We start from the raw sequence: 25,347 nt of genomic DNA, 5'->3' as shown, positions 1-25,347 counted from the left end.
CGCTATTTCGTGACTGCTCGCGCCTGACGCCCATGCTCCTTGAACCACCGTGAAGCGGACGGGAACAGGCTGAGGACAAGGGCCACGACGGCGAGAACCAGGTGGACGACTGCCAGGTGGGGCGCGGGCTGGAACCCAGCAGAACCGTCCCCGAGGAACGCCAGGACCAGCAGCACGGCACCTGCATCGGCGACCACCATCGCGAGGAGCGCCCAGCGTGCCCAGCCCCGGCCACGGAGGAGCGGCCGCACCAGGAGCGCCTCGATCAGCAGCACGAGGGCAAAGACTCCCGTGGTTCCCCACAGGGCGATCAGGGCTACCTGATCCAGCCTGGCGGCATCCGCCCCGCTGTCGATGGTCGCGGCGGTCTCCGCCAGAGTGTCGAGAAGCGCTTCACGGTCGAGGAAGGCGAGGACGAGCGCCACGACCCCGACGCCCACTGCCAGGAGCCAGAGGCCGCCGGACCTCCGGACCGAAGGGGGAGGGGACTCCTCCTTGAGCACGGGAGGCGGAACGGCGTTGGACATCGCTGGCCGGGGAGGACGCATGCTCGTAATCTAGCCCGGCTGCCTGTGTGCTTCAATGACCAGCCGGATCTGCCTCGGCCGTGGCACCGACGCCGGAGCCGGAAGCGAGTGATGCGGGTCCGCACTCGGGTACCGGACACGGTGTTGCCCATTCACGGTCGCTCGTACCGTGGCTGCATGACCAACACATCGTCCTCCCCGCACGGCCGCCGTCGAGCCGCACCCCTCACGAGGACCAGTGGTCGGGCGATGGTCATGTCTGCGGTTCTGCTGGTCATGGCCATAGCCGTCGTGCTGGTTCTGATCTAGCCCCTACCCGGATCGCGGGCGCCTGATGTCGCCCACCCTCCGCGAGCATGGCAAACTAGAGAACCGTGCGCACATGCTCCACCACCCAGCGGAGCGTCGTCGCGGTCCGCCCTGGTGTAATGGCAGCACCCCAGCCTTTGGAGCTGTGGAGTATAGGTTCGAATCCTATGGGCGGAACGGCGAATTGCCGGCCGGACAGGCCCGTCCGCCGCACACGCCGGTCACCTATAGGTAGGAGCGCTTCTTCGTGAGCAACCAGGTCGGAACCACTGCCACCACACACCTGAGCGACACCGAAGCGCCGGCCGCGGTCATCGTCCTCGCCGCCGGGGCGGGCACGCGCATGAAGTCGCGTACGCCGAAGATCCTGCACCGCATCGGTGGTATCTCCATGATCGGCCACTCCCTGCAGGCAGCACGGGCGGTGCAGCCGCGGGAACTCGCCGTCGTCGTCCGCCACGAGCGCGATCGCGTTGCCGAGCACGTGACCAGCGTCGATCCGGCTGCGGTCCTCTTCGACCAGGACGACGTCCCGGGTACGGGGAGGGCCGTCCAGGTGGCACTCGCAGGCCTCGACGAGCGTCTCGGGAGCGCGGTCAGCGGAACGGTCGTCGTCACGTACGGTGATGTACCCCTCCTCACGCCGGAGACCCTGCAGGAACTGGTGGCGGTGCACCAGGGCGAAGGGAATGCCGTCTCCGTCCTCACCGCAGTGCTCGAGGACCCCACGGGGTACGGACGTATCCAGCGCCATGAGGACGGGACGGTGGTCGCGATCGTGGAGCACAAGGACGCGTCAGCGGAACAGCGCGCGATCCGCGAGATCAATTCGGGCATCTACGCCTTCGACGCCGCGGTCCTGAGAAGCGCCCTGACACAGGTCGGCTCGGCCAACGCCCAGGGCGAGATGTACCTCACCGACGTCGTCGCCATCGCGCGGGCCGCAGGGGGCCGTGTGGCCGCCGTCGTGCAGGAGGACCGCTGGCAGGTCGAGGGCGCCAACGACCGCGTCCAGCTCGCGTCGCTCGGCGTCGAACTCAACCGACGCCTGATCGAGAAGTGGATGCTGGCGGGAGTCAGCATCATCGATCCGGCCACCACCTGGATCGACGCGACGGTGGTCCTCGAGGAGGACACGACACTGCTGCCGGGCACGCAACTCCATGGGGAGACGTTCGTGGCCCGGGGAGCGGTGGTCGGTCCGGATACCACCCTCACGGACGTCGTCATCGGCGAAGGCGCCCACGTGGTCCGCACGCACGGAAGCGGCTCGCGCATCGGCGCCGGTGCCAGCGTGGGACCCTTCACCTACCTCCGTCCCGGAACGGTCCTGGGCGAGGACGGCAAGATCGGCGCGTTCTACGAGACCAAGAACGTCACCATCGGGCGCGGCTCGAAGCTGTCCCACCTCGGCTACGCCGGTGACGCCGAGATCGGTGAATTCACCAACATCGGGTGTGGCAACATCACCGCGAACTACGACGGCGTCAACAAGCACCGCACCGTCATCGGATCCCACGTCCGCACCAGCTCGAACACGGTCTTCGTGGCGCCGGTGACGGTCGGCGACGGCGCCTACACCGGCGCGGGCGCCGTGGTGCGCCAGGATGTCCCGGCCGGGGCGCTTGCGGTGAATGTGGCACCCCAGCGGAACATCGCCGACTGGGTGGCAGGAAAGCGACCAGGCACCGCGTCCGCCACGGCGGCAGGCGCAGCCTCCACGAACGACACGCCCTCGGGCAACCCCACGGAAGAGAGCACCCAGGCATGAGCGAGATCACGGCACGCGGCGAGAAGAAGTTGGTCCTGGCATCAGGACGTGCCCACCCCGAACTGGCGGAGGAGATCGCCTCGTGGCTGGGGACGGAACTGCTGCCGGTCTCGGCCTACGACTTCGCCAACGGCGAGATCTATGTGCGGTCGGGTGAGAGCGTCCGCGGCACGGACGTCTTCGTGATCCAGGCGCATCCCGCCCCCCTGAACAACTGGCTGATGGAACAGCTCATCATGGTGGATTCGCTCAAGAGGGCATCGGCCAAGCGCATCACGGTGGTGTCGCCGTTCTACCCCTACGCCCGTCAGGACAAGAAGGGGCGCGGCCGCGAGCCCATCTCGGCGCGCCTCATCGCCGACCTCTACAAGACCGCCGGCGCGAACCGGCTCATGTCGGTGGATCTCCACACCTCCCAGATCCAGGGATTCTTCGACGGACCGGTGGACCACCTCATGGCCATCCCGCTGCTGGCGGACTACATCCGGTCACGGGTCGACGCCGACAACGTGACTGTCGTGTCCCCGGATACGGGCAGGGTGCGCGTCGCGGAGCAGTGGGCGGAGCGGCTCGGTGGGGCACCTCTTGCCTTCGTGCACAAGAGCCGTGACCTGACCGTCCCCAACCAGGCCATCTCCAAGCAGGTCGTGGGCCAGGTGGAAGGCCGCACCTGCGTCCTGATCGATGACATGATCGACACCGGTGGCACCATCTCGGGCGCCGTGCAGGTGCTCAAGAGCGCCGGCGCCAAGGACGTCATCATTGCCGCCACGCACGCCGTCTTCTCGGATCCGGCACCCCGCCGCCTCGCGGAATCGGGCGCACGCGAGGTCGTCGTGACCAATACGCTTCCGATACCCTCGGAGAAGCGCTTCCCGCAACTGACGGTGCTGTCGATCGCACCCCTGATCGCGCGGGCCATCCGAGAGGTGTTCGACGACGGTTCCGTCACCAGCCTGTTCGACGGCAACTCCTGACTACGCGCAGCCCCAGTAGTAATTGCGGGCTTTACAAGTAGTCGTAGGGTACCTACGCGGGTGAAATGCGAGTAGGTGGAGTAGAACTCCCGTAAGTGGTACTCGTGTAGGCACCTGAAACTCTTTCTAGGCTCGAAGACGAACGACCTTTGATCTTCGATCTTCGAAACTAGGGAGTGGTCTCATGGCTGCGACTGCCTTCAGCGTACCGACTGCACAGTCTCGCACTGGTGCTGCATCAGGCGGTGGCGACCTGAACCGCCTGCCCGATACGCCATCCTTCGTAGGCCGGCAGGACCTCCTCGTCGCCGTGGAGGAGGCGCTGGCAACGGCAGGATCGGCCGGTGCAGTGCTCGTGGGGCACGCGGGTGTCGGCAAGACCGCGGTCATGCAGCAGGTGCTGTCATCACGGGCGGAAAGCCACTACATCCTCCGCATCCGCGGGTCGAAAGGGTCCCGGCACCAGGCGTACCGGCCGGTGAACTTCCTCCTGTCGGAGTTCGAGGCCGATGTGGTCGAGCATCCCGTGATGGTCCTCCGGGCCGTGACCGACCTGCTCAACCAGCAGGCGCGCGGCCGCCGGGTGGTTCTCGCCGTCGACAACGTCGAGTACCTCGACCCGTCCTCCGCTGCGCTGATCGGGCAACTCGTGCTCAGCGAGACCGCCATCGTGCTGCTGACGGCCCAGAATTTCGCTGCGGCCGATCCCCTGTTCGCAGCCCTGTGGCGGGACGGCTCGCTCAGGCGGTTCGACGTGGAGCCCTTCAACGCGCTGGAGGCCCGGGCCTTCGTCGAGACGGCGCTCGAGGGCCCCGTGAGCTCCGAGGGATTGAGCCTGCTGCACGAGATGAGTGGGGGCAACGCGCGGTTCCTGCAGGCCTCGACACGTGCGCTGCGCGGACGCCGGCTGGTGCAGCAGGGCGCTTCCTGGGTGCTCCTTCCAGGCAGCACGCCCGTGCCGACCGAGATCATCGATGCGGCCCAGCTCCTCCTTCAGGACCTGCCCGCCGCGCAGCAGGACATAGCCCGCGTCACCGCGTTGGCAGGGCGGGTGCCGCTCGCAGTGGCGCAGGCGATCACCAGCAGCACCGACGTGGATGCCCTTCAGACCGCCGGTCTGCTCGCCGTGCGGCACGGCAAGCAGGAGTGCGTGGAGTTCTCGGATCCGGTCATGGCCGCGGGTACGGCGGCGTCCCTCTCCGCGCTGCGTGCCGGCGAGTTGTACGGGCGCTGGGTCGAGGACGCCGGGTTCGGCCACCTTCTCGACCCCGAGCGACATGCGGAGTGGCTGGTGAGGTGCCACCGGCCGGTACCCGCCACGCTCGCCCTTGCCGCCGCACGGGCAGCCAACCGCGCCGGAAGGTACTCGGAGGCCGCGGCCTACGCCGAACTGGAGGATGCGCACCGGTCGTCGCCCGCAGCCGCAGTCGAGCTGGTCAGGGCGCTCACCCTCACCGGCCGCTTCACGGATGCTGCTGACGCAGTGCTGGCTGCTGCTCCACTCATGGCCCAGGCGCCGGTGACGGACGCCGTAGCGTTGCTCCTTGCAGACGCCACGCTGCGGAATCGCCTCGGCCGGGCCGGAGTGGAGGAAACTCTCGTCGACGCCGAGGAGCGGCTCGCGCCGGACGCCGGCCTCGACGCCGTCGAACGTGCCCGGCTCCAGGCCGAGATCGTCATAGTCCGGGCGGAAGTTGCGTCCCTGCAGGGCAACTTCGCCCAGTCGCGGGACCTCGTGCTGTCCCTGCAGGCATCCTCCATCCGCCTCAGTAGCGAGCAGGGAATCTCCAGCGACGTGCTGCTGTGTGAGGCATGGGGGATGATGGAGAACCAGCTGGACGCGCTTCAACTCGCCTATTCCCTCGCGGGCCGGCTGCGGGAGGTGGACGTCGGCCACCGGACCAGGGAGATCGCGTACCTGCGCTTGGCCTCCGTCTACAGCGCAACGGGTTGCTGGGGTCCGGGCTCCCGCGAGCTACGCCTCACCGGCAAGGACAGTGCGGCGATCTACCACGGTTCTGCCGTGCAGCTGGCGGTGGGACTCGCCCACGGCCGATACGGTACGCCCGCGGACGCGCTCGTGGTCCTGGGGCCGGCGTTCGACCAGCTGCGAGTCGCCGACCCGCACCGGATGTTGGCGCTCGCGGCCAGCGCGATCGCCTTCTGTTACACGATGGCGGATGACATCAAGGCCGCGATCCCGTTCCTGAGGGACACAGAACCCGCAGCTGGTGAGCCCTGGGTGGTGCGCCGGATGGCCACGCAGCTGCAGTTGCTCAGCCTGGGGCTACGTGAGGCGAAACCGGAAGCTGCAGAGCAGCTGCAGGCGCTGGGACGGAGCGACAGGGAACGCGGTGCTTCGCTCTTCGGGTTGTCCGCCCTGACGAGCTCGGTCAGGCTCGGGAACAGCGGTGCGCTGCCGGAATCGTCCGATCTGGCAGCGCGGGTGCAAGGTCCCTTCGGGCACCTGTGCGAGATGTTCGCGAAGGGGGTGGGCAGTCGTGACGCCGAGGTCATCCTGCAGGCCATGGAACTGGCTGCGGCCGTCGGTGACCAGGCATTCAGCCGTGACGCAGCCCGCTCGGCCCTCAACGTAGCTCGCGCCCTCGGTGACAAATCCACCGTGCGCGACGTGCAGCAGAGAGCACGGCGCGTGCTCAGCGAGATGGGTGTCGGCGGTCCCGCATCCCCGCCCGACTGCCTCACCCCGCGCGAGGGGGAGATCGCCCAGCTGGCGGTCGGCGGTTACACCAACAGGGAGATCGCCGAGTCCATGTGCGTCTCCGTCCGGACCATCGAGGGGCACCTGTACCAGATCTACTCCAAGCTACACATCTCCTCGCGATCACAGCTCGCGGAGCTTCTCCCGGCACCACTCTGATGATGCTCGATGACGGTCGGGTTCCCCTCGTAGGCGTCGAGAGCACCATCGACGCCATAGCCAAGACACTGTCCAATCCGAATGTGAACGGCGCGTTCGTGGTGGGCGAGGCCGGCACGGGCAAGAGCGCGATCGCCCGGCGGCTCGTGTCCATCATCGATCCGCAGCACACGAAGGTCTTCATGGTCCGCGCGTCCGCGAGCCTCGCGGACGTACCCTACGGATCCCTCGGCCCCTATCTCACGCATGCGACGCCGCAGACGCTCAAGTCCTCCCTTCCCGCCCTGCGCGCGCTTGTCGCCTTCTTCCGCCAGGCATCCGAGGGACGGGAGGCCGTCGTCGTCATCGATGACGCCCACTACCTCGACGAGGACAGTAGCCATGTCCTCACCCAGCTCGTGATCTCCCGCATCATCAAGGTGGTGCTTTTCTCCAATGGCATGCCGCCGCGTTCGGGAGACCTGTTCTCCCTCTATACGGACGGATTCATCAGCCGGGTGGACCTCGAGGGGCTCAACGATGCCGAGGTGGAGACACTCTGCGAGTCGATCCTGGGCGGGCGCCTGACCCAGGGAGCAGGGCATTACCTTGCGCGGCAGAGCGCCGGAAATCCCCTGATGCTGCGCGCGCTGCTCGATCACGCCACCGCCACCGGTGAGCTGGTCGACCGCGATGGGGTGTTCTGCCTCTCGGGACGCTTCCACCGGCCCGTTCCCCAGCTGATGGACCTGGCGAAGACGCTGCTGCAGGGACTCACGGAGCAGGAGCGGACCATCTACGAAGTCGTCGCGCTCAGCGGCGGCATCACCCAGGCGAAGCTCGCGGGGATCGAAGAGGACGCCGTGACGCAGCAACTCCTCCGGCGCGGACTCCTGCGCACACTCGGTTCCTCCACGAGTTCGGTCCGGGTCACGCATCCCATCCTGGCGCGCGTCATCCGGGCGCTCGTGCCCGCCGGGCGGAGCGCAGAGTTGCGGCATCTGCTCTTCGGTGACGAGGTGGCCCTGCCCGCCCTGCACGAGGGCATGGTGCAGTACCTCGACTGGGCCCTCGACTGCGGCGTGATGGTGCCGTCCGCGGTTCTTCTCGGTGCGGCGCGGACCGCGGCGCACGTGTCCGAACCGGAGTCGGCCCTGCGGTTCGCGAGCGCTGCCAGGGCCGGGGGAGAGGACGACGCCGGGGCCGTGGAGGAGGCACGGGTCAGGGTCAACCTCGGTGAGTACGCCGTCGCCGTGGACCTGCTCGATCAGGTCCTGTCCGGCGCCGTCCGGCCACCCACCGTAGCGGACGCCGCTACCCTCAAGGCCCTGGCCTCTGTGCAGCGGGGCGACGATCCGGGCGGCATCCACGGAATAGCCGATGCCTGCATGGAGCGGCTGGCTTCGACCGGCCCCGGAAGTGACTACGCGGGTCCATCGACGCCGGCCGAAGGGCCGGCACCGTATGCGCTGAGGCTGCTTCACGTGCTCGGGTCGGTTCTGGAAGGGGAGTTCCCCGTCGCTCGCACCGCGGTGGACGCCGTCGATGCCGAACTCCCAGCAGCAGTAGCGGAGGCCGACGCCCGACTGCCGGTCTTCCTCCTGCTGCTCCGGGGGGAGATCGACGCCGGTCTGGGTCACTCCGACGCGGCGCTGACGGAGATCAGGACGGCGCTCGACACGGTGAACCGCTCGCACGGGGACCTCGAGTATCTCCGCCCGCACGTCGTGGCACGCTACGTCAGCGCGCTGATCCACACCGGCGAGTTCGCCGTAGCCATCGACGCGCTCGAGGAATACCGGCGGCGGCCTGTGGTGAGCCTGGACTACCTCAGTGGTCCGCTGGCTGCGCTCGAGGCCGTCCTCGAGGTACGCCGGGGACGGTTCCAGACAGCACTGCACATCCTGCAGCCGGCCCTTGCCTCGCTGCGTCAGGTGGACAGCGAGATGCTGTTGCCGTATGCGCTGGGCGTCGCAGCCTGGGCTGCACACTCGCTGGGGGACTATCCCGCGAAGCGGGCCTACAAACAGGAGTTCGATGGGGTGGCTTCCATCGGTAGCCGCCCGCTGCTGCTGCTCGGGCGGGCGTTCCTCGCCGCAGCATGCACGGGAGGAGCAGACGGCAGCTTCAGCGGTCTGCAGGGGGTGGCGGTGACGGCGCAGTCCGCTCCGTTCCCCTCCTGCGAGAAGGACACCCTGGAGCTCCTCCTGGTCCTCGGCGATACGGCGCGGGCCTGGCGCCTGGCCGAGCTCGCGGACCAGTTCGAGGGCGCGGAGGCGCAGGTCCTCTCCCGCTACGCGCATGCAGTGGTCGACGACGACGCCAATTCCCTGCTCGTGGTTGCCGACCAGGCGGAGCGCATGCAGAAGGTCCCCCTCGCGGCGGCAGCTTCGGCCAGGGCCATGCGCCTGTTCGACCAGCAGGGCGACAGCAGGTTGCGGCGCCTGGCACTGCGAGCCGTGAGGCACCGGCAGTCCCTCCTCGAGGGCCTGCTGCCCCACGAGGAGGGAGACCTGCGCAGCGCCCACGAACTGACCTCCAGGGAACGCGAGATCGCGAGGCTGGCCGCCGCCGGAGCGACGAACCGTGCCATCGCGAGGGCGCTGGTCCTCTCGACGCGCACGGTGGAGGGGCACCTGTACCGCATCTACGGGAAGCTCGGCATCACCGCGCGTGACGAGCTGGCGGGCGAAATGGAAGCGTACGACGACGACCGCTGACCAGTCGTGAGGACCGAGCACGTAGGCGCTGCGGGGGGACAGGTAGTTGAACGCATCCATCCCGGTGGTAGTGCAGTGAAACTGGAGTGGGTAGTACTGGTGAGCAGTCCTTGTGATTTGCGTAGGGTTGCACTTGTTGAACCGATGAAGCTTCAACAGCAGGGCTCGCGCCCTCACCCGAATGATGGCGGGTCCCGGATCGGGGCCAGCGGCATAGGAGTCTTCCTGAGACCAAGACTCCGTCCCCAGCTGCCGCTGGCCTCTTCCCGTTTAACAGGGGACTCCGGTATGTAGACCGATCGATGTAGGACAAGAAAAGCCGGGCCGGAGCAAATGCTCCGGCCCGGCTTTCTCAGTACTGGGTGTTGCGGGGGATTACGCTACAGCGGAGCGGCGGCGAGCCACCACGATGCTGCCGGCGCCCAGGCCGAGTGCGCCGATACCTGCAGCACCCCAGAGGAGCATTGCGGAATCGATGCCCGTGTTGGCGAGGCCCTTGACCGACGAGGTGGCTCCGCCGGAAGTACCACCGGAGGTTCCGCCCGTCGTGCCATCGACTGCGTTAGCAGGATCGACGACGACGGTCTGGCTCAGCGACTTGCCTTCAGCGTTGGAAGCGGTCAGCGTGTAGACGCCCTCTTCCTCGAGCTTGACGGAGGTGGAGAAGTTCCCGTTCGCTCCAGCCTTGACCTGTTCGGTCAGGACGACAGCGTTGAGGACGATGATGCCGCCGCGGGCTGTGCCAGCCCCACCACGGGGACTGAACCCGGGGCCCCCCGGCCTGCCGTTGGAGCGATCGACGGTGATGGTGATGGTTTGGAACGGACCGAAGAAGCCATCGACGCCGGTGAAGGTGACGGTTGCGCCCGGAGTGACGGTGCCGTCGCTGACAGCACCGCCCTGTACGGGTACGTAGGCGGGGATGGAGGCCGGTGCGGCCTGCGCCGCGCCTGCTCCGAGGAAGGCAAGGGTCCCGGCAAGGGCCAGGACGGAGGTGGATTTGTTCATGAGGGCTCCCCAAAAGATGTATGAGACGAGAGAAAAAACGAGAAGTGACCGGGCGTTCGTTCCCCAAATGCCCTGCGCCTACTTCCGTCACCATATACGACTCGCCACGATACTCGAAATGCGACCAAGTACTACGCGGATCAGGAAGTTTGACTACTCAGAAAATAACAAAGATTTGCAGGTAGCGAAAGCCTACGAAGGCCTCTGGCCAAGATGTAACACACTGTTCACCTTGGGTGTCCGCGCAGGAGCATCAGGCCTGCCAAATCAAGCGCAGGACTGCAGGCCCTCGGAAGGCAGCAGGACATCCGCCGGATCCTGCACGGTAGGGGTGATGTCAAGCACCGGTTCGGCGTCCTGCACCACCTTCGAGAAGTCCATCTCGAGGGTGGTGGTCTCGCCGGGCCCGAGCTCTGTGGTGAGGATGCCGACGGGTCGGTTGCCATGGGCAAAGGATCCGACGGGTACATCGGCGCCGTTGATCCTTGCCTGCTGCAGGAGGGACTGCGCGGGACCGTAGCCGACCGTGTTGGTCTTCACCCGTCCAGGGTCCACACCGAAATCACCGCCGCCGGTGACGTACTCGGGGAGGCTGGTGGCGGCATCGGCCGGTGCCGTATTCGTCAGGGTCACCTTGACGGTATACAGGGAGTAGCCGTCACCGGGGCAGGTCTTCACGAGCTGCACTGTCCGCCGTATGTAGTAATCCATTTTCGCGCCGGTGCCGTCGTTGAAGTACACGCCGAAGGCGGCTCCCCCGACTGTCGGGCCAAGAGCAGCGCCCGCAAGATCGGTCTGCGCGAGGAGGTCTTGCTCCTCCGAAGTGGCGGACCATAGGTACAGGCGGCCCTGCTCGGCACTGGTCACCAGGGCCTCGATGAGTTGAGTTCCGTCCCCCTGCACGTTGGTGAGGGCTCCGAAGACCTTGCCGGCCACAGCCGCGAAGTACTCGTCCTGCAGCGCCGGCTCCTCGATCTGCGCATACACATCGGACAGGAGGGTCGGCACCACGTTGGTGGAGTCAAGCGCAGCCGGCAGCGACGTCTCGGCGAGGAGGGCGTTGACGGCGGGATCGCCGAAGTCGCCGAGTTCCACCGGTCCTGTTGCCCACAGAATGTTTGCGAGGACCACGGGGTCGAGCGCAATTACTCCGTCGATGAGGGACTCCGGATGACGGTCTTCCCACATCCGCTGGGCGGTCGACGCGGCGGTCGGGAAGTCGGGCGTGATATTGACGCTCTGCATGAACGCGGCCATGCGGTAGGAATAGATCTCTTCCTGCTCAGCGTCCACCGCGAGTGGCGGGTCGAATCTACCCAACTCGGAAGCGCTGCCCTGATCTGTCAGGGAGATCCGCCCGTCCTCGACCGTGAGAACGGCCAGCGCACCGGAGATGCCGCCTGTCGCGCGGATCTCGGCACTGTTCTGCACCAGCACCAGATAGTTGCGAGGTCCCTCTGCGCCCAGCATGGACGGCAGCAACTGGCTGGCGCGCGATGCGTTCTCGATTGGTACCCGCACTTCGTCGAGTGCATCGACGGCGTCCTGCAAGGGTTCGGCTATCTGCGGAAGTAGTTCAGCGCTGTCGATCCCGTCGAGTCGTTCGTAGGAGAGTTCGACGGTAGTGGCCGCCGCGGAGAGGGTCGGAGACATATCGGCCAGGGGACCCGTGTCGATTCGCCCGCTAACGGGCGTTAGAGAGTTCCAGTGCAACGTTGCGAATTTTTCGACCATCGGCACCACGGCCCGGCTAACTACATCGTCGGCCGACACCGTCACCTCGGAGACCGCGCGAAAGTTTTGCCCGACGAACGGTATCAAGCCCGCAGCTTTCCAAAGCGGGTCAGTGCCGGCAGCGCGCGCTGCGGTTGTGTGCTGCTCCAGCTGGGCTGTCACAACGCTGGCACCTTCGGGGTCACGTTTTAGGACGGACGCTTGCAGCTCGGGCAGGAGAGACATGCTGCTCTCCAGATTACTTCTAACCTGCTGCGCGCGGTGCGCTAACCAGCCCCCCGTTGCTGCAAGTAACACCAGCACGACGGCCGCCACCACCAAGAGCATGCGGAAGCGCTTGCGGCGGCGGTCCGTCGATGGACGCCACTCGTCCCGCGGCGCAAGGGCTTCCTCCCGCTGTGCCGGCTCGGCACTCGTTCCATGTCCGTCAGTCATTCAGGTTGTCCTTAGTGGGTGGCGAAAGCGGGCGTCAGAAGGCGCCGTGGCGGCTGACGACAGCCTTGAAAGTGCGGAGAAGGATGGCCAGGTCGCTCAGGAAAGACCAGTTCTCGACGTAGTAGAGATCCAAGCGAACGGTCTCGTCCCAGGAGAGCAGCGACCGTCCACTTACTTGCCACAGCCCCGTCATGCCGGGGCGCACTAGCAGGCGCCTGTGGGCTCGGATGTCGTAGCGCTCTACCTCTGCGGCTAGCGGTGGTCGCGGACCCACCAGGGACATCGAACCTCCGAGCACATTGAAGAGCTGCGGCAACTCATCGAGGCTGAACTTGCGTAACACGCGACCCACAGTGGTGACGCGCGGGTCATTCTTTAGCTTGAACAGTACGTCGTTGCCCTCATGTTGCTCGCGAAGCAGTTCAAGCCTGGCTTCCGCATTCAACTCCATCGAGCGGAATTTGAACATCTCGAAATTTTGACCGGCCGTCCCCACTCGCTCCTGCCGGAATAGCACGGGTCCCTGGGAATCGACGCGGACGAGTGTGGCAATCAACGCGAGCAGAGGCGACAGCGCGACGATCAGCAATCCAGCTCCGAAGATATCTGTGGTCCGTTTGACCAAGCGCTGACCCTTTTCGAGATTCGGCGTTGATACATGGATCAGCGGAAGGCCAGCTACGGGTTGGGTATGAATTCGGGGGCCGGCTACGTCCGTGAGCGCGGGCGCCATGATGAGCCGGATGTTCAGATCTGCAAGGGCCCAGCCAAGCGCGCGGATGGTTTCCGGTGCTAGTTGCATGCTGCTGGACAGCGCCACCGCGTCGGGCCCGAAAAGACGAATGTCAGCGATGATCTCGTCAGCTTCAATCGCCCTCCCGACGATTGGCAAATCAAGACCATCAGTAGTGTTGGCGTCAATTTCGACCCCTGGGAGGTAGGCACCCGCGGGTATATAACCGGCCATGGGGTGAGCCCGTAGGGAGTCGGCCAGGTGCCGCACTCCACTCGTGCTCCCGACCACCAATACGTGGAGTGAACTCTTGCCATGCATACGTTCAATGTGTAGCAAACACCGAACGATCATCCTGGCTAGCAGGAGCATAGTGAGGCCTGCAGGAAGGGCTACACCTACATACCCCCTGGCTGTGTCGAGTTGCAGGGCATAACTCACAATGGCGACAAGCCCGAAGAGAATCAGGGAGGCACTGACCACCCGCTTGTATTCTTCCGTGCCGTGACCCAGCACAGTCGGCTCGCGGCTGCCCCGCAGCGAGAGCATCGCCCACCATCCAGCGGCAAGAACCAGAGATACAGCTACATAGGGTTGTCCGCTAACGCTCAACCTCTCAGTCTCGGGTACACCGAATCGTGCAATCAAGGCGCCTACCGTTGCCCAGAGAACAACCGCAGCATCCACAACGCTCAATCGGCGCCCGTACCTCTGGGCCCACCCGACATCTTCTTTTATGACCGACACAAGTTCCCCATACTGTGTAGCGCGACGCCGGACCGCGACGCGCTGGTTACTCTTCCTGAGACCGCAACCCAAAGATCCGCTCGTCAAAGTCAGAACGACTGTTCTTGGTGGAGCGCCTCGCCATGACTGGCTTCTCTGCCGTCGGTGACGCCGCTACAGAGTCGTAAGAGTAGTAGCTGTATGCGTAAGCGTCAGGGCCCTTGCTGGGCAGAAAATTGAAAACGACGCCCAGCAGGTCAGCACCTACCATTTCAAGGTTGCCTAGCGACTTTTGTAAGTCGGGCACCCTCACCTTGGACGATCCCACAACGAGCACGACGCCGCCTACCTCTTGCGCAAGAACTGCGGCATCAGTGACGGGGAGCAACGGCGGAGCGTCGATAATCACGGCATCAAACTTTTGCTCAAGACGGATGATTAGCTGCTTCATGGCATCGGACCCGAGAAGCTCGCTCGGGTTTGGGGGAATTTGACCAGCAGTAAGAACGTAGAGCTCGTCGATGCCCCACGGCTGCAAAAGATCTTCAACATCGGCGCGGCCAATGAGAGCGGTGGTTAGGCCTGCATTGCGCTCGAGGCCGAGGTACTCGTCCACACGCGGGCGTCGAAGGTCGGCATCTACGAGGACCACGGACTGCCCGCCTTGGGCGATAGCAATGGCCAGATTGGTGGCCGTGGTGCTCTTTCCTTCTCCAGGAAGAGATGAAGTCACCAGCACTGCTTTTGACTTGTGGCTAACGTGAGCAAACTGCAAATTGGTTCGAATCTGACGGAACGACTCAGCCCGGGGACTCTGTGCAGGTGCTTGGGTAAGCAGAGGCTTTTTCTGCGCATCCGTGTCGAACGAGATGCCCCCCAATATGACGGCGCTGCTGGCCCTCCTCAAATCCGCCTCGCCACGAACCTTCGTATCAAGGCTTTGCCTCAACAGCGCAAGACCCAACCCCAACAGCAGCCCAGCCCCAGTCCCTCCGACCAAATTGAGTCGTACGTTCGGTGAGGCTGCCTGCTCTGGGGCAGACGCTGGTGTGACGACGGCTAGCTTCACGGGGGATGACCCATCGGAGGTAGTCTCCAAGCTCTCGACGGTGTCTATCAAGCTCTCAGCCACTGCCTGCGCAATAGCCGCTGCCTGTACGGGTGAGGCGTCTGTGGCAACCACGGACAGCAGCACGGTGTTCGCATTCGAGGTGGCGGCAACATGCTCCGCAAGCTCGTCCGCGGACTGGGCAAGCCCCAAGTCGTCGATGACCGGTTGCAAGACCAAGGGCGTCGTAGCTGTCTCAGCGTACGATTTAATCCGTGCTTGGGTGAAGGTATTCCCCTGCTGAAGCTCCACCGCGGAACCTGAGTTCTGGGCGGCAACGAACAGCCTCGTTTCTGCCGAATACGAGCGTGGAAGCAACATCGAGATGGCCACAGCTAGCGCAAGACCGAGAACAGTTGCTAGTGATATCAGCCCCCAACTGCGCCTGATCAGCCGAACATAGTCGTTCAATTCCACGGCGAGACCTTTCAAGAGACCGCGGCTAACCCCCGCGTGACTCCTTGAGTCTATCGCCCAACTCGTGCTCGTCAGGTCACGCGCTGATCCCTGGATGGCCGACGACACGACCTGTCAGCGAGCGCCCGTTGTCCGTCCGGCGTGGGTCTAGACTCTACTTCGTCTGGAGCGGGCCTAAATTTTCGAGCGATGAGACTCCGACTGCCCTGAGCAAGGAACTTTGCAATAGAAGGATGGCCAACCATGAATAAATCCGTTGCTGTAATCGGGACGCGAGGCTACCCGAGTTTTTACGGTGGGTTCGAGACGGCAGTCCGGAAACTTTGCCCCTTCCTTGCGGACTCCGGCTGGGAGGTTACGGTGTACGGCAGGCCCGGTGCGACGCTCGCCAACTTTCACGACCGAGATGAGCGGATCAGATCGGTTAAAACCATTGGTATGGAAAAGAAAGCGTTCAGCACGCTTTCCTACGGTGCGACCGCTGTGCTTCACGCAGTCTTCCTGAAACCTGATGTTGCGCTAGTGATGAACGTTGCAAACGGCTTTTGGCTACCGATTCTGAAAGCAAGACGCATACCGACGGTAGTCAATGTTGATGGAATGGAGTGGGAGCGTGCGAAATGGGGACGAATAGCGAGGGCTGTTTTCAAACTAGGCGCCCGAATGACGGCCCGATTTGCCGACGAAATCGTCGCCGACTCAGAGGAGATAGCGCGAAGATGGGAGGTGGAATTTGGACGAGAAAGTACATTCATTCCCTACGGTGGTGACGTGCCAGAGAAATCTGGACCAGCGCTAGATTTGGGACACGGGCAGTACATACTCTTGGTGGCGCGATTTGTGCCTGAGAATACCATTGAAGAGTTTTTTGATGCCGCTAAGGCACTCGCCGAGAATCACCCCGTCGTGCTAGTCGGCTCGAGCGGGTACGGCGGGCCGCTTGAACGACAAGCGCTCCAACTCTCCCGAGAATTCCATAATATTAGCTGGCTGGGCCACATAAGCGACGACAATCTACTAAGCCGGCTGTGGCAGCATGCCGGCGTCTACTTTCATGGCCACAGTGTCGGCGGCACCAATCCTGCGCTTTTACAAGCGATGGCCGCAGGGGCCCCAGTAGTTGCGAGGGATACGCCCTACAACCGAGAGGTTTTAGGAACTAGTGGGATTTTCGTCGGCGCGACTTCAGCTGAGATTGCTTCAGCAATTTCGTTGCTCATGAAGGATCCCAATAAGCGGCAGATGCTTCAAGCCACGGCACTCGAGCGTATCCATGAGCGCTACACGTGGCAGCTTGTCTGCCGGGCCTACGATGATTTGCTGCGGCTTGCGGCCAAAGCGCGCACAACAGTCGAGCGTTCACATTGATGCGCCTGACGGGGAACCAGAGCGGGGTGAATCATTGATAACCGAGTTCACTGTTGTAATCCCAGCTTATAACTCCGCGGGTACGATCAACCGTGCAGTAGAGAGCGCATTTGCTGTGGGAGCAAATCAAGTGATTGTCGTTGATGATGGATCATCGGACGACACTTCTCAAAAAGCCGGCAAGATTGCTTCACTCGTTATAAGACAGGACAATGCCGGAGCAGCGGAAGCACGGCGGGTTGGAGTGAAAGCTTGCACCACTGAATTCGTCGTGATGCTCGATGCTGACGATAGACTTCTCCCTGATGGAGTGCAGAGATCTCTAGAGATGCTTTCAAGCCAGCGATTGGCAACTGCAGCCTTTGGTGTGACTGTCGGAGTCACGGCAAGAGGGACTGAGAAGAACTTTCGGCAATGGGATCAGGAAATCACTACTCAGGCTCTACTCAAGGTGGGTTACTCACCATGCCCACCTTCAGCATTCGTTTGGCGTCGGGCGGCGCTGATGGAAGCGATGTTTGCGGGTCCCCCAGCCGTGTGGCCCAAGTTCGCTGAGGATTACGAGGTGCTCATTCGCGTGTCGATGGTCGGCCCGATCGTTTCGCATACTGAAACATCTCTCGTGTACAGCTTGGATGGAGGGAAATCAATGAAGGAACCTATCAACAGCCTCATCGCGTCTGAGTCGATACGACGACACTATGGGTCCCTCCTTTCGCTCCCTGTTAAGACTCGGACGGATAGACAATTGAAGAGCAGAGCCACCATTAGAGTTGCTCAATCGATAGCTCCGAATGGATTTACGGGCACTTGGATTACATTGGTGGTGAAGTCGTTCGTACTCGACCCTGGCTTTGTTATGCAGATGATCTCAAAGGCTCTCATGCTTCGAATGAAACAGCACGGCGGACGACTATGATCGGTTTGCTCTGTTCCTACAGAGCGTGGCGCAGGTAGGAATGTCACTGTTGTGCTAATAATCCTCGGCTTGGTACTTGTTTCCTCCATCTTTACCGCAGTTCGACGTCCGTTGATAGGTATTGCCGCCGCGCTTTCGTTGTGGGCAATTCTGCCTTGGGTTGCCGTCCCCGCCGTTCTCGGCGCAGAGTACTCGGACACTCACTTCCACCCAGGTACGTTGATCATTGCCGGTCAGGCTCTTGTAATAATTCTTCGCGTGGGTCCTAAATCCTTGTACGTGGATCGTCCAGCAGGGAAGATTGTGGGCTTGATCGGCATATGTCTGGTGTATATGGCAGTTGTGACAGCTTTGTCCGGTCGCGGGTCGACATTGTTGATAGATCAATTAGTAGCACCCTACCTATTGCTACTCCTAATCATGCGGGCAATTCGGCAGGATGAGAACTCCGTACAGATCTTGGTGAAATTTGTTCTATTGTTGGCATCGGTTCAGGTCCTAGTCGTAGTGCTAGTTTTCATGGATATCGTCAACCAGCCATTCGCATCAATGTACACTAATTACTACTGGTTCGAGTATCTTGCCGATCGCCAAATGGGCACGCTTGATCACCCTTTAACGCTAGGAACTCTGCTCGTTGTGGCAGTTCCTCTTGCATTCACTCTGAAAAGTCCAATGGGCCAAAGTGTGCTCACTATCTGGCTCCTCGTCGGGATCCTTCTTTCTCAATCTCGAACGGCGCTACTACTAGGTGCAATCGCGATCCTATGGCTCGTATTCAGTCGGCCTGCAGGGGCCTGGGTTAAGTGGTTGTCGCTAGTTGTATTTGGAGTTTTGTTTTATCTACTTACAGCCTCGAATGTTGGGCAAGGCATCGTATCCCGAGTTATCGATGATTCGGGCTCTACGGGAGCGAGACTGCAAGCTATTGATGTATTTTTGGATAACGCTTCTGGATTCCTTGTTCTAGGGCTTGGTCCGCTGGCAAGTTACGAGTTCGCGCAACTCTCGGGCATGACGACGTCTTTCGAGAGCGCGATACTGATGTTCTCGATCGACTACGGCATAATCGCTACCTTGGTTCTATTTGCGGCGATGTCTATTCTAGCGTGTATGTCGCTTGACCCTCTCGTGAAAATCGCGACTATATTCGTGCTGGTAATGAGCGCTTCGTACAGCTCGCTTAGTACTGAATCAATTGCGGGTCCTCTCGCGTTCACCTTACTGGCGATAGCTGCGGGACACGACCGCGCGAATCGTTTAAAAAACACGACAATGAAACTTCTACCTGAGCAGCCGCCCCATGCACTATAATCACCGCTTCGGGCCTGACTCTGAATCTGCCAATACTGAATGCATCCTGAAAGGCGTTGTAACTTGCGCAAAGTAGTCATGGTGGGACCTGGCGGAGAGATGTACGGTTCAGATCGCGTCTTTCTTGCGTCGGCAAGTGCGCTTGCATCTTCCGATTGTCAGGTCAGGGTAGTTCTGCCAAGACACGGGCCGCTCAGTACGAAGTTGCAAGCGTTGGGTATAGATGTTGAGGTCTTCGCTTTCCCGGTGCTGAGGAAGCAGATGCTAGCCCCACGGTCGTTGCCTAGCACGGTTGCTCGCTTGCTCACAGGTTCGTTTAGGACAGCCTTGTGGTTAATCAAAGCCCGACCTTCGGCGGTGTACGTCAGTACACTCACCATTGGCAGTTGGGCGTTCTGGGGCAAGTTACTAGGTAGTCGGGTGGTGCTGCACGTGCACGAGGCTGAAACTCACTTGCCAGCCATCATCAAGCTGTTGCTCTGTGCGCCAGTATTTTGCAGTGACTGCGTGATTGTAAACAGCAACTACACCAAGCGCTTCCTGCACGATAGTGTCGGTTCTTGGGCTACTCGAAAGACGCTCAAGGTTCTGAATGCGATAGCTGTTCCAGAAGGCGGGATAGTTCGGGTTGGCGCACCCACAGACGAAAACCTTAACTTGTTGTATGTCGGTCGCCTCTCCGAGAGGAAGGGAGTAATGGATGCGGTTGAGGCTCTCGCGCTCCTTCACAGCTGGGGGGTGCAAGCTACTCTGACTCTCGTAGGCGACATCTTCGAAGGGAATGACGCCTTCTTGAAGGACCTAAAATACTGCATCGGCAGGCTCGGTTTAGGTGAAGCGGTGTCTTTCGAGGGTTTTCAAGCCGAAGTGTGGCCGTATTATCGCCGCTCGCACATAGCACTTGTTCCGTCTCGCTCAGCCGAATCGTTCGGGAATACAGCAGTGGAAGCTGTGCTCGCCGCCACTCCGTTGATAGTTACCAACTTCTCGGGACTTACAGAAGCTGTTGACGGATACGAAGGCGTCGTGCAGGTCGACCCATCAGACCCCCGCCAAATAGCGGAGGCAGTTCGCCATATCCTTCTCTTCTGGGAGGATTTTGCAATCTCAGCAGCATCTGATCGCGAGATTGCATTGCGGAGGCACTCATCAAAGGTCTACGACAGCGAGATTCGTGGTGCAATTTCGCCGCGTGCTGGCCTGTAACGTCAAGGCCTTCGGGCTGCACGACGCACCAGTCGGACAGCGTAATGAAAGTCTTCACGACGAGGAGCAATGTAATCGCGGATCCTTGCACCAACTACAAGTTTCTGAAACCAAAGGTTGAGGAATCCTGCAACGACATTGCCGATTAAGGTTGCGATTGCTGCCCCCATTGCCCCAAGTCCCGGTACGAGTATTAGCACGGCTACGATGTTGATCGTGCATGCCATGAGCAAGGAGTAGCTTCTCAGTTGAGGTTTGCCTGCTGCACTCAGTCCAGCGCCCGCAACGGATCCGGGGTTACCGATGATGGTACCGACGAGAAGAACCATGACCACTGGTATCGAGGCGCCAAATTCCTTGCCGAAAAGTGGAGAGATAAAGAATACGCAGAGCAATGCGGTTCCCGCGCACAAGGCCGCCGTCATGAGGGTCGAGATCCGAGCGGCGCGCTCCAGCAGACCTGGTGATTGTTTGCCTGACTGCGAGGCAAAAACCACATCGCGTACGGCGCTGTTGAAGATTAGAGTCGCCTCACTAATGGTTACTGCCACTGCGTAGAGAGCCAATTGGGAGTTTGTAGAGAGCGGAATCATAAGTGTTTGGTCAATCCGCGCCAGGAGAATACCTCCCAGTGCCCCCAACCATATTCGTATGCTATAGCTGCCGAGCGCTCCGTAACTTGTGCCGTCGCTTTCCCGGCCGTTATCCGTGGTTGGCCGGCGCCTTTTTACAATAAGTAGTGGCACATAGGCAAGAAAGCCAACGCATGCTGTCAACCCGAAAGTGGTAACTGCTGCGAATGGAGTGAGTTGCTGCTGGGACGCAAGTAACCCGAACACCACAAGCCTCAAGGAAGCAGTGGCAGTCTTCTCCCAAGCCACGAAGATCCATGATTGACAACCTGAGGCATAGCCGCGAAGCGCAGATACAAGGAGCATTGGAGTTAGGGCTAGTATAGCCAGACGAGCGAGAGATTCCGCCGATGATGCTTCGCTGAAAAACCCTGGAAATACCGCCCAAGCAAGCGACGTACCCGCAACTCCCACGGCTGTGAGAATAAGTAGAGCTCGCTTCAGTGTCCTTCTTCCAGACCCTGTTTTCGCCGTAAAATAGGTAATGGCTTCCGGGAGTCCGAACGCGAGTGCGGACCCAGCGAGGATCAGGGGCGCGGTCGCTGCTGCATATTCTCCTCTGCCGTCGAGACCCAGTCCCTGAGCAAGGACTGGGGCAGACGCAAACCCCGCCATTGCTGGTAGCAGGTTCCCGACTACCGAGATCGCTATGTTCCGGCCCATACCGGACGTTTCCTTTGTCACCACTTTGCGGTCTCTTCGTATATTTTCTCGAGGTCAGGAGTCTGTTTAAGAATATCGAAACGTTCCTCCACCATTTTTTGACCCGCCATCCCGAATTCAAAAGCCTGTTCACGATCAGTCAATAACTTCTCAATGTAGGCTGATAACTGCTTTACGTCACCTTCTCTCGCCAGATACCCCGTGCGGCCGTGCATCACGGCCTCAGGGACGCCCCCATGAGCGTAGGCGACGACTGGGATACCAGCAGACGCTGCTTCAAGGAAGACCATGCCTAGTCCCTCTGCGTCTCCGTTGGCAGCGGTCTTGGAAGGGCCCGCGAAGATACGGGATTTCCTGAGGTGGTCCATGGATTCCGAAGGCGAGAGTCTCCCGAGGAAGGTCACGCTCATTGGAAGAACTCTTGACTGCTTCTCGAGTTCCGATCGAAGTGGTCCATCGCCGATTATCTTGACCTTGATGTCATCGTATGCGGCAGGGAGGGCTGCTAGCGCCGAGAGTAGGTCGGAGACGCCCTTCTTCTCAACTAATCGGCCGATGAAGACGACGTCAGTCATTTTCTCATCCGGTGCGCCAGTAGGTAACAAGGGGATGCCAATGTAATGCCGCACCGTCTTGTTTGGCGGAGCGCCTAATTCGACTGCTCTGCCGTAGATGAAGTCTGAAATAGCTACCACTCGTGTGGCTCGATTGAGTGTTCTTCGCAGTCGGATTTTGTATAGTATGGCGCGTGGGGCCTTGCCGTTTGCCATGCCTGTAACGTCGTTGCCGTGCAGCGTAACGATGTGTGGGATATTTGCCGCTGTCGCGTATTGCGAAATTATGATTGAGTCGGGCCCAAAGTGGGAGTGAATGACGCTCGCTTGTGAATTGTCAAGAGCCCGCTTTATGCGGACGCTTGGGAAGCCGTATCCAATGAGACGTCGCGCTATCCGTCCTAGAAAATCGTTGTGGTACAAGACGTAGTCCTCGCGAGAACTGATACCCGATTCGACCTTTTGTAACCCGACGGCTTGAGGTTTAAATCTTCGTAGCCCGGCCTGCTGATTCCGCACGAAAGTTTCTGAAGCGGAGAGCCACGTTGCCTTCCAAATCAGTACGATACGTGTCGGACCATGAGTCTCGATCGTTCGGTTGCCTGGCTCCTCCGCACGGTCCGTCTCGATGGGCGGCTTCCGGCTGGGAGGCGGACCTTGTGGGGGTTTTCTCGAGTGGTCAGTCGGCGTGGCGCGGATAGTCTGCACCTTTCGTCCAATTCACTAGCGTTGCAACGCTTGGAAGGATTTCCGCCTTCATCTGGTTGTAGATTTCCTGGTGTTTGCCGTAGGGGTCAATCACGTCGGGGTTGTGGCGCTCGCTCGGTGCCACGCGCAGACGTCCGGCACGACTGGGGAAGGATGCCCAGAGTTGATGAGCGTCATTATCTGTGGGCGGCGATTCGCGGGGAACGAGGTCGTTAGCAACTAGTACGCATGCTTCGCGCAGTGTGAAGGTTCTCCTTAGAGCTTTGGGGGAAAGTTTGACGATCGTATTTCGGTGATCGCGAGTGAGCGCAAGGATTATGTCTTGATCATCTATCATGCTTGCCGTGATTTGGCGGGCTGAGAAGTTGGAAGTCTGCCCCCCGGCCTCCTGAATGAATTGATGAACGAGGGGGTCTATTGGTGCACCTACGATGGCTCTAGTACCGGCGCTGGTGACGGTGAAGGTACTAGGAAAGAGTGCGTCTAAATCCTTCTGCAAGAGACGCTCGACCATCGGTGACCTGCAAATATTTCCAGTGCACACTGCCAATATTTTCAGCTGACGTGTCACGGTGTTCCGATTCCCTTGTAGTTCCAACCTGCTGCGCGCCATACCGAGGCCTCCAACACGTTGCGCCCGTCGAGGATGTTCTTTGTGCATACGAACCGACCAGCTTGCTCCGGCGTGATGTCTTTATACTCCTGCCACTCAGTGAGCAGCAGGAGCGCATCTGCCTTATCCATTGCACGCTCGAAGTGTGGTTCGTATGTCAACTCGGGGAACCGCTGACGCGCGCCGTCAATCGCTTCGGGGTCGGTCACCGTCACGTCTGCACCTTGTAATTGCAGTTGAGCGGCGATGCTCAGGGCAGGTGAGTCTCGGACGTCGTCGCTGTTCGGTTTGAAGGCCGCACCGAGCACTGTGATGCGCTTGCCGAGGAGGGAGCCGCCGACCAGGACGCGGGTCAGTTCGACAACGCGGATACGGCGTCGGACGTTGATGTCATCCACTTCACGCAGGAAGGTGAGCGCCTGGTCCGCTCCGAGTTCTCCGGCCCGGGCCATGAACGCGCGGATGTCCTTGGGCAGGCAGCCGCCGCCGAAACCGATACCCGCGTTCAGGAATTTGCGGCCGATGCGTTCATCCATCCCGATCGCGTCAGCCAGGACGGTGACATCGGCGCCGGTCACTTCGCAGACCTCCGCCATTGCATTGATGAAGGAGATTTTCGTCGCCAGGAACGAGTTCGCAGCTGCCTTAACGAGTTCGGCGGTGGCGTAGTCGGCGACGAGGCGGCGCGTGCCGAGCGAGAGGGGAGTGCTGTACACCTCATCGAGGGCCGCTGTGGCGCGGGAGCCTGGTTCACCCTCGGGTACTCCGTAGACGAAGCGATCGGGCGAAAGAGTGTCCTTGACGGCGAAGCCTTCGCGGAGAAACTCGGGATTCCAGGCCAAGACGGCGTCGAGTTGGCGCTCAGCGAGGTCGTCGGCCAATCGGGCAGCGGTACCCACCGGCACGGTGGATTTGCCAACCACCACGTTGCCCGGCTCGAGTGAGTCCAACAGTGACGCGAAGGCGGCGTCGACAAAGCGCATGTCTGCTGCGTACTCGCCTTTCCGCTGCGGCGTGCCGACGCACAGGAAGTGGACTTCTGCCCCCTTGGCGTCGGCCATGCTTGAGCTGAACTTCAGCCGCCCGGTGGCGAGTACCTCTTCGAGGAGCTCGGGCAGGCCCGGTTCGAAGAAGGGAGCACGGCCAGCCTGCAGTTCGCCGATCTTCCGTGGGTCGACATCTATACCCACCACGTCATGGCCCAACTTCGCCATGCACGCTGCGTGTACTGCCCCCAGGTAGCCGCAACCGATCACGGATATACGCATATATGTTTTGTCCCCTAAAAATGTTCCCAGTCAGGCAGATTCTAGCCGCCGGACTCCTTCTAGGCCGCGAACACGCCCTCGGGACGAGTTAACGCCGCGTGAACTACAGCTTGGGAGAGGGCCGCAGATGGCTCGTGCGAAGCAGGAACCAGGCCGCCACAGTGCCCATGAATGTGCCAAGGGTATTTGCCAGCACGTCGTACGGCGTCGCAAACCGCTGAGGGAGCAGGAGGAGTTGGGCCACTTCGATGAGCAGCGATAGCCCGAAACCCGCGAACACCCCCGCCCAGCGCCAGCTCCTGGGTGCGAGGAGAAACCAGAACAGGCCCAAGGGAACGAACATCAGCACGTTCGCGGCGAACTCGACCGTGCCGTACGAGACGAGTGCGGGCAGGCCATGCGCATGAAGGGCCCCGAGCAGACCGCGCAGCCATCCGACGCCTGCGCGGTCTACCGGCGTCGGCCACAGCACGATGAACGCGACCGCCATCACCCATATCGCGCACAGCGCGGCGACAATAGTCCTGTACCTGCGGGACGGGAGCGGCGCAGTACTCAGGGGGATTCCTTCGAGGAATGAGCCGGACGGCTGACGGCGGAGTTGCTCCATTATGGCCTGCCCCGGTTGAAGGACAGCCGACAACTTCCAGTCCTGTAGCATTGAACGCGATGCCTAGGCGAGGGAGCGGGCCGGATTGCAGTATTTTCCGGCCGGACTCCGTGATCGACGGTGGCTAGCGACTCAACTGGTTTCTAGACAACTGCCCCACTCGCGTG

19 protein-coding genes and 1 tRNA gene are annotated in these 25,347 nt (G+C 61.6%); 10 read left to right on the top strand and 10 right to left on the bottom strand.

Annotated elements, in window-relative coordinates:
- Nucleotides 1-2: 2 nt before the first annotated feature.
- Nucleotides 3-548: a hypothetical protein gene (locus D6T63_RS06900; RefSeq protein WP_147394311.1), complete on the bottom strand. Its 546-nt coding sequence runs from the start codon at nt 546-548 to the stop codon at nt 3-5.
- A gap of 156 nt (nt 549-704) precedes the next feature.
- Here D6T63_RS06900 and D6T63_RS20000 point away from each other — a divergent pair, with 156 nt between their 5' ends.
- The 6 genes from D6T63_RS20000 (at nt 705) to D6T63_RS06875 (ending at nt 9,164) form a co-directional block, all read left to right on the top strand.
- Nucleotides 705-836 carry a hypothetical protein gene (locus tag D6T63_RS20000; protein ID WP_268878009.1) on the top strand — a complete coding sequence of 44 codons (132 nt, stop codon included), beginning with the start codon at nt 705-707 and terminating at the stop codon, nt 834-836.
- Between the two features lie 105 nt (nt 837-941).
- Nucleotides 942-1,013 (top strand) — tRNA-Gln (locus D6T63_RS06895).
- Nucleotides 1,014-1,083: 70 nt separating this feature from the next.
- A complete protein-coding gene (gene glmU, locus D6T63_RS06890) occupies nt 1,084-2,607 on the top strand; it encodes a bifunctional UDP-N-acetylglucosamine diphosphorylase/glucosamine-1-phosphate N-acetyltransferase GlmU (protein WP_268878008.1) in 1,524 nt (507 codons plus the stop codon).
- Nucleotides 2,604-3,584 carry a ribose-phosphate diphosphokinase gene (locus D6T63_RS06885; protein ID WP_120148266.1) on the top strand — a complete coding sequence of 327 codons (981 nt, stop codon included), beginning with the start codon at nt 2,604-2,606 and terminating at the stop codon, nt 3,582-3,584. The genes glmU and D6T63_RS06885 overlap by 4 nt, the downstream gene beginning before the upstream one ends.
- Before the next feature lie 184 nt (nt 3,585-3,768).
- Nucleotides 3,769-6,465, top strand: coding sequence for a helix-turn-helix transcriptional regulator (locus tag D6T63_RS06880; RefSeq protein WP_120148265.1), 2,697 nt, complete (start codon nt 3,769-3,771; stop codon nt 6,463-6,465).
- 2 nt (nt 6,466-6,467) lie between these two features.
- Complete coding sequence (locus D6T63_RS06875; RefSeq protein WP_182976910.1) at nt 6,468-9,164, top strand: helix-turn-helix transcriptional regulator; 2,697 nt, start codon at nt 6,468-6,470, stop codon at nt 9,162-9,164.
- A 375-nt stretch (nt 9,165-9,539) separates the two neighbouring features.
- Here D6T63_RS06875 and D6T63_RS06870 read toward each other — a convergent pair whose 3' ends face one another.
- The 4 genes from D6T63_RS06870 to D6T63_RS06855 form a co-directional block, all read right to left on the bottom strand.
- Nucleotides 9,540-10,172 carry an LPXTG cell wall anchor domain-containing protein gene (locus D6T63_RS06870; RefSeq protein WP_120148263.1) on the bottom strand — a complete coding sequence of 211 codons (633 nt, stop codon included), beginning with the start codon at nt 10,170-10,172 and terminating at the stop codon, nt 9,540-9,542.
- 267 nt (nt 10,173-10,439) lie between these two features.
- Nucleotides 10,440-12,341, bottom strand: a complete 1,902-nt coding sequence (locus D6T63_RS06865; protein ID WP_235830593.1) for a DUF4012 domain-containing protein — start codon at nt 12,339-12,341, stop codon at nt 10,440-10,442.
- A gap of 34 nt (nt 12,342-12,375) precedes the next feature.
- The gene (locus tag D6T63_RS06860) at nt 12,376-13,761 is read right to left on the bottom strand and encodes a sugar transferase (protein ID WP_120148463.1); all 1,386 of its coding nucleotides are present in this window, start codon (nt 13,759-13,761) and stop codon (nt 12,376-12,378) included.
- A 106-nt stretch (nt 13,762-13,867) separates the two neighbouring features.
- Entirely contained in the window at nt 13,868-15,325 is a 1,458-nt protein-coding gene (locus D6T63_RS06855; protein WP_120148462.1) for a polysaccharide biosynthesis tyrosine autokinase, read from the bottom strand.
- A gap of 243 nt (nt 15,326-15,568) precedes the next feature.
- On the opposite strand from D6T63_RS06855, the gene D6T63_RS06850 reads away from it, so the two are divergent.
- From D6T63_RS06850 to D6T63_RS19995, 4 genes are read left to right on the top strand one after another with little or no spacing between them, the layout of a single operon-like run.
- Nucleotides 15,569-16,693, top strand: coding sequence for a glycosyltransferase (locus tag D6T63_RS06850; RefSeq protein WP_120148262.1), 1,125 nt, complete (start codon nt 15,569-15,571; stop codon nt 16,691-16,693).
- Nucleotides 16,599-17,612, top strand: coding sequence for a glycosyltransferase family 2 protein (locus tag D6T63_RS06845; protein ID WP_120148261.1), 1,014 nt, complete (start codon nt 16,599-16,601; stop codon nt 17,610-17,612). The genes D6T63_RS06850 and D6T63_RS06845 overlap by 95 nt, the downstream gene beginning before the upstream one ends.
- Nucleotides 17,613-17,663: 51 nt before the next feature.
- Entirely contained in the window at nt 17,664-18,926 is a 1,263-nt protein-coding gene (locus tag D6T63_RS06840) for an O-antigen ligase family protein (protein WP_120148260.1), read from the top strand.
- Between the two features lie 39 nt (nt 18,927-18,965).
- Nucleotides 18,966-20,132, top strand: coding sequence for a glycosyltransferase family 4 protein (locus D6T63_RS19995; RefSeq protein ID WP_120148259.1), 1,167 nt, complete (start codon nt 18,966-18,968; stop codon nt 20,130-20,132).
- A 2-nt stretch (nt 20,133-20,134) separates the two neighbouring features.
- On the opposite strand, the gene D6T63_RS06830 is transcribed toward D6T63_RS19995, so the two are convergent.
- The 5 genes from D6T63_RS06830 to D6T63_RS06810 form a co-directional block, all read right to left on the bottom strand.
- Nucleotides 20,135-21,013 (bottom strand): MATE family efflux transporter, encoded by an 879-nt coding sequence (locus D6T63_RS06830; RefSeq protein WP_220725889.1) that lies wholly within the window; start codon nt 21,011-21,013, stop codon nt 20,135-20,137.
- 431 nt (nt 21,014-21,444) lie between these two features.
- Nucleotides 21,445-22,500 carry a glycosyltransferase gene (locus D6T63_RS20080; RefSeq protein ID WP_328588658.1) on the bottom strand — a complete coding sequence of 352 codons (1,056 nt, stop codon included), beginning with the start codon at nt 22,498-22,500 and terminating at the stop codon, nt 21,445-21,447.
- Between the two features lie 160 nt (nt 22,501-22,660).
- Complete coding sequence (locus tag D6T63_RS06820; protein ID WP_182976906.1) at nt 22,661-23,260, bottom strand: arsenate reductase/protein-tyrosine-phosphatase family protein; 600 nt, start codon at nt 23,258-23,260, stop codon at nt 22,661-22,663.
- Nucleotides 23,257-24,570, bottom strand: a complete 1,314-nt coding sequence (locus D6T63_RS06815; protein WP_120148255.1) for a UDP-glucose dehydrogenase family protein — start codon at nt 24,568-24,570, stop codon at nt 23,257-23,259. Before D6T63_RS06815 ends, D6T63_RS06820 begins: the two co-directional genes overlap by 4 nt.
- 103 nt (nt 24,571-24,673) lie before the next feature.
- A complete protein-coding gene (locus D6T63_RS06810; protein WP_220725888.1) occupies nt 24,674-25,060 on the bottom strand; it encodes a VanZ family protein in 387 nt (128 codons plus the stop codon).
- Nucleotides 25,061-25,347 lie beyond the last annotated feature (287 nt).

Source organism: Arthrobacter cheniae (genome assembly GCF_003602275.1).
GTDB lineage: Bacteria > Actinomycetota > Actinomycetes > Actinomycetales > Micrococcaceae > Arthrobacter_D > Arthrobacter_D cheniae.
This window is presented reverse-complemented; position numbering and strand designations above follow the sequence as displayed.

What these genes read in the sequence shown, in the direction of transcription:
- D6T63_RS06880 (WP_120148265.1), top strand. Translation starts at nt 3,769, where the DNA reads ATGGCTGCGACTGCCTTCAGCGTACCGACTGCACAGTCTCGCACTGGT.
- D6T63_RS06885 (WP_120148266.1), top strand. Translation starts at nt 2,604, where the DNA reads ATGAGCGAGATCACGGCACGCGGCGAGAAGAAGTTGGTCCTGGCATCA.
- D6T63_RS06900 (WP_147394311.1), bottom strand. Translation starts at nt 548, where the DNA reads ATGCGTCCTCCCCGGCCAGCGATGTCCAACGCCGTTCCGCCTCCCGTG.
- D6T63_RS06875 (WP_182976910.1), top strand. Translation starts at nt 6,468, where the DNA reads ATGCTCGATGACGGTCGGGTTCCCCTCGTAGGCGTCGAGAGCACCATC.
- D6T63_RS06815 (WP_120148255.1), bottom strand. Translation starts at nt 24,570, where the DNA reads ATGCGTATATCCGTGATCGGTTGCGGCTACCTGGGGGCAGTACACGCA.
- D6T63_RS06810 (WP_220725888.1), bottom strand. Translation starts at nt 25,060, where the DNA reads ATGGCGGTCGCGTTCATCGTGCTGTGGCCGACGCCGGTAGACCGCGCA.
- D6T63_RS06850 (WP_120148262.1), top strand. Translation starts at nt 15,569, where the DNA reads ATGAATAAATCCGTTGCTGTAATCGGGACGCGAGGCTACCCGAGTTTT.
- D6T63_RS19995 (WP_120148259.1), top strand. Translation starts at nt 18,966, where the DNA reads ATGCATCCTGAAAGGCGTTGTAACTTGCGCAAAGTAGTCATGGTGGGA.
- D6T63_RS06870 (WP_120148263.1), bottom strand. Translation starts at nt 10,172, where the DNA reads ATGAACAAATCCACCTCCGTCCTGGCCCTTGCCGGGACCCTTGCCTTC.
- D6T63_RS20000 (WP_268878009.1), top strand. Translation starts at nt 705, where the DNA reads ATGACCAACACATCGTCCTCCCCGCACGGCCGCCGTCGAGCCGCACCC.
- D6T63_RS06845 (WP_120148261.1), top strand. Translation starts at nt 16,599, where the DNA reads ATGAGCGCTACACGTGGCAGCTTGTCTGCCGGGCCTACGATGATTTGC.
- D6T63_RS06865 (WP_235830593.1), bottom strand. Translation starts at nt 12,341, where the DNA reads ATGACTGACGGACATGGAACGAGTGCCGAGCCGGCACAGCGGGAGGAA.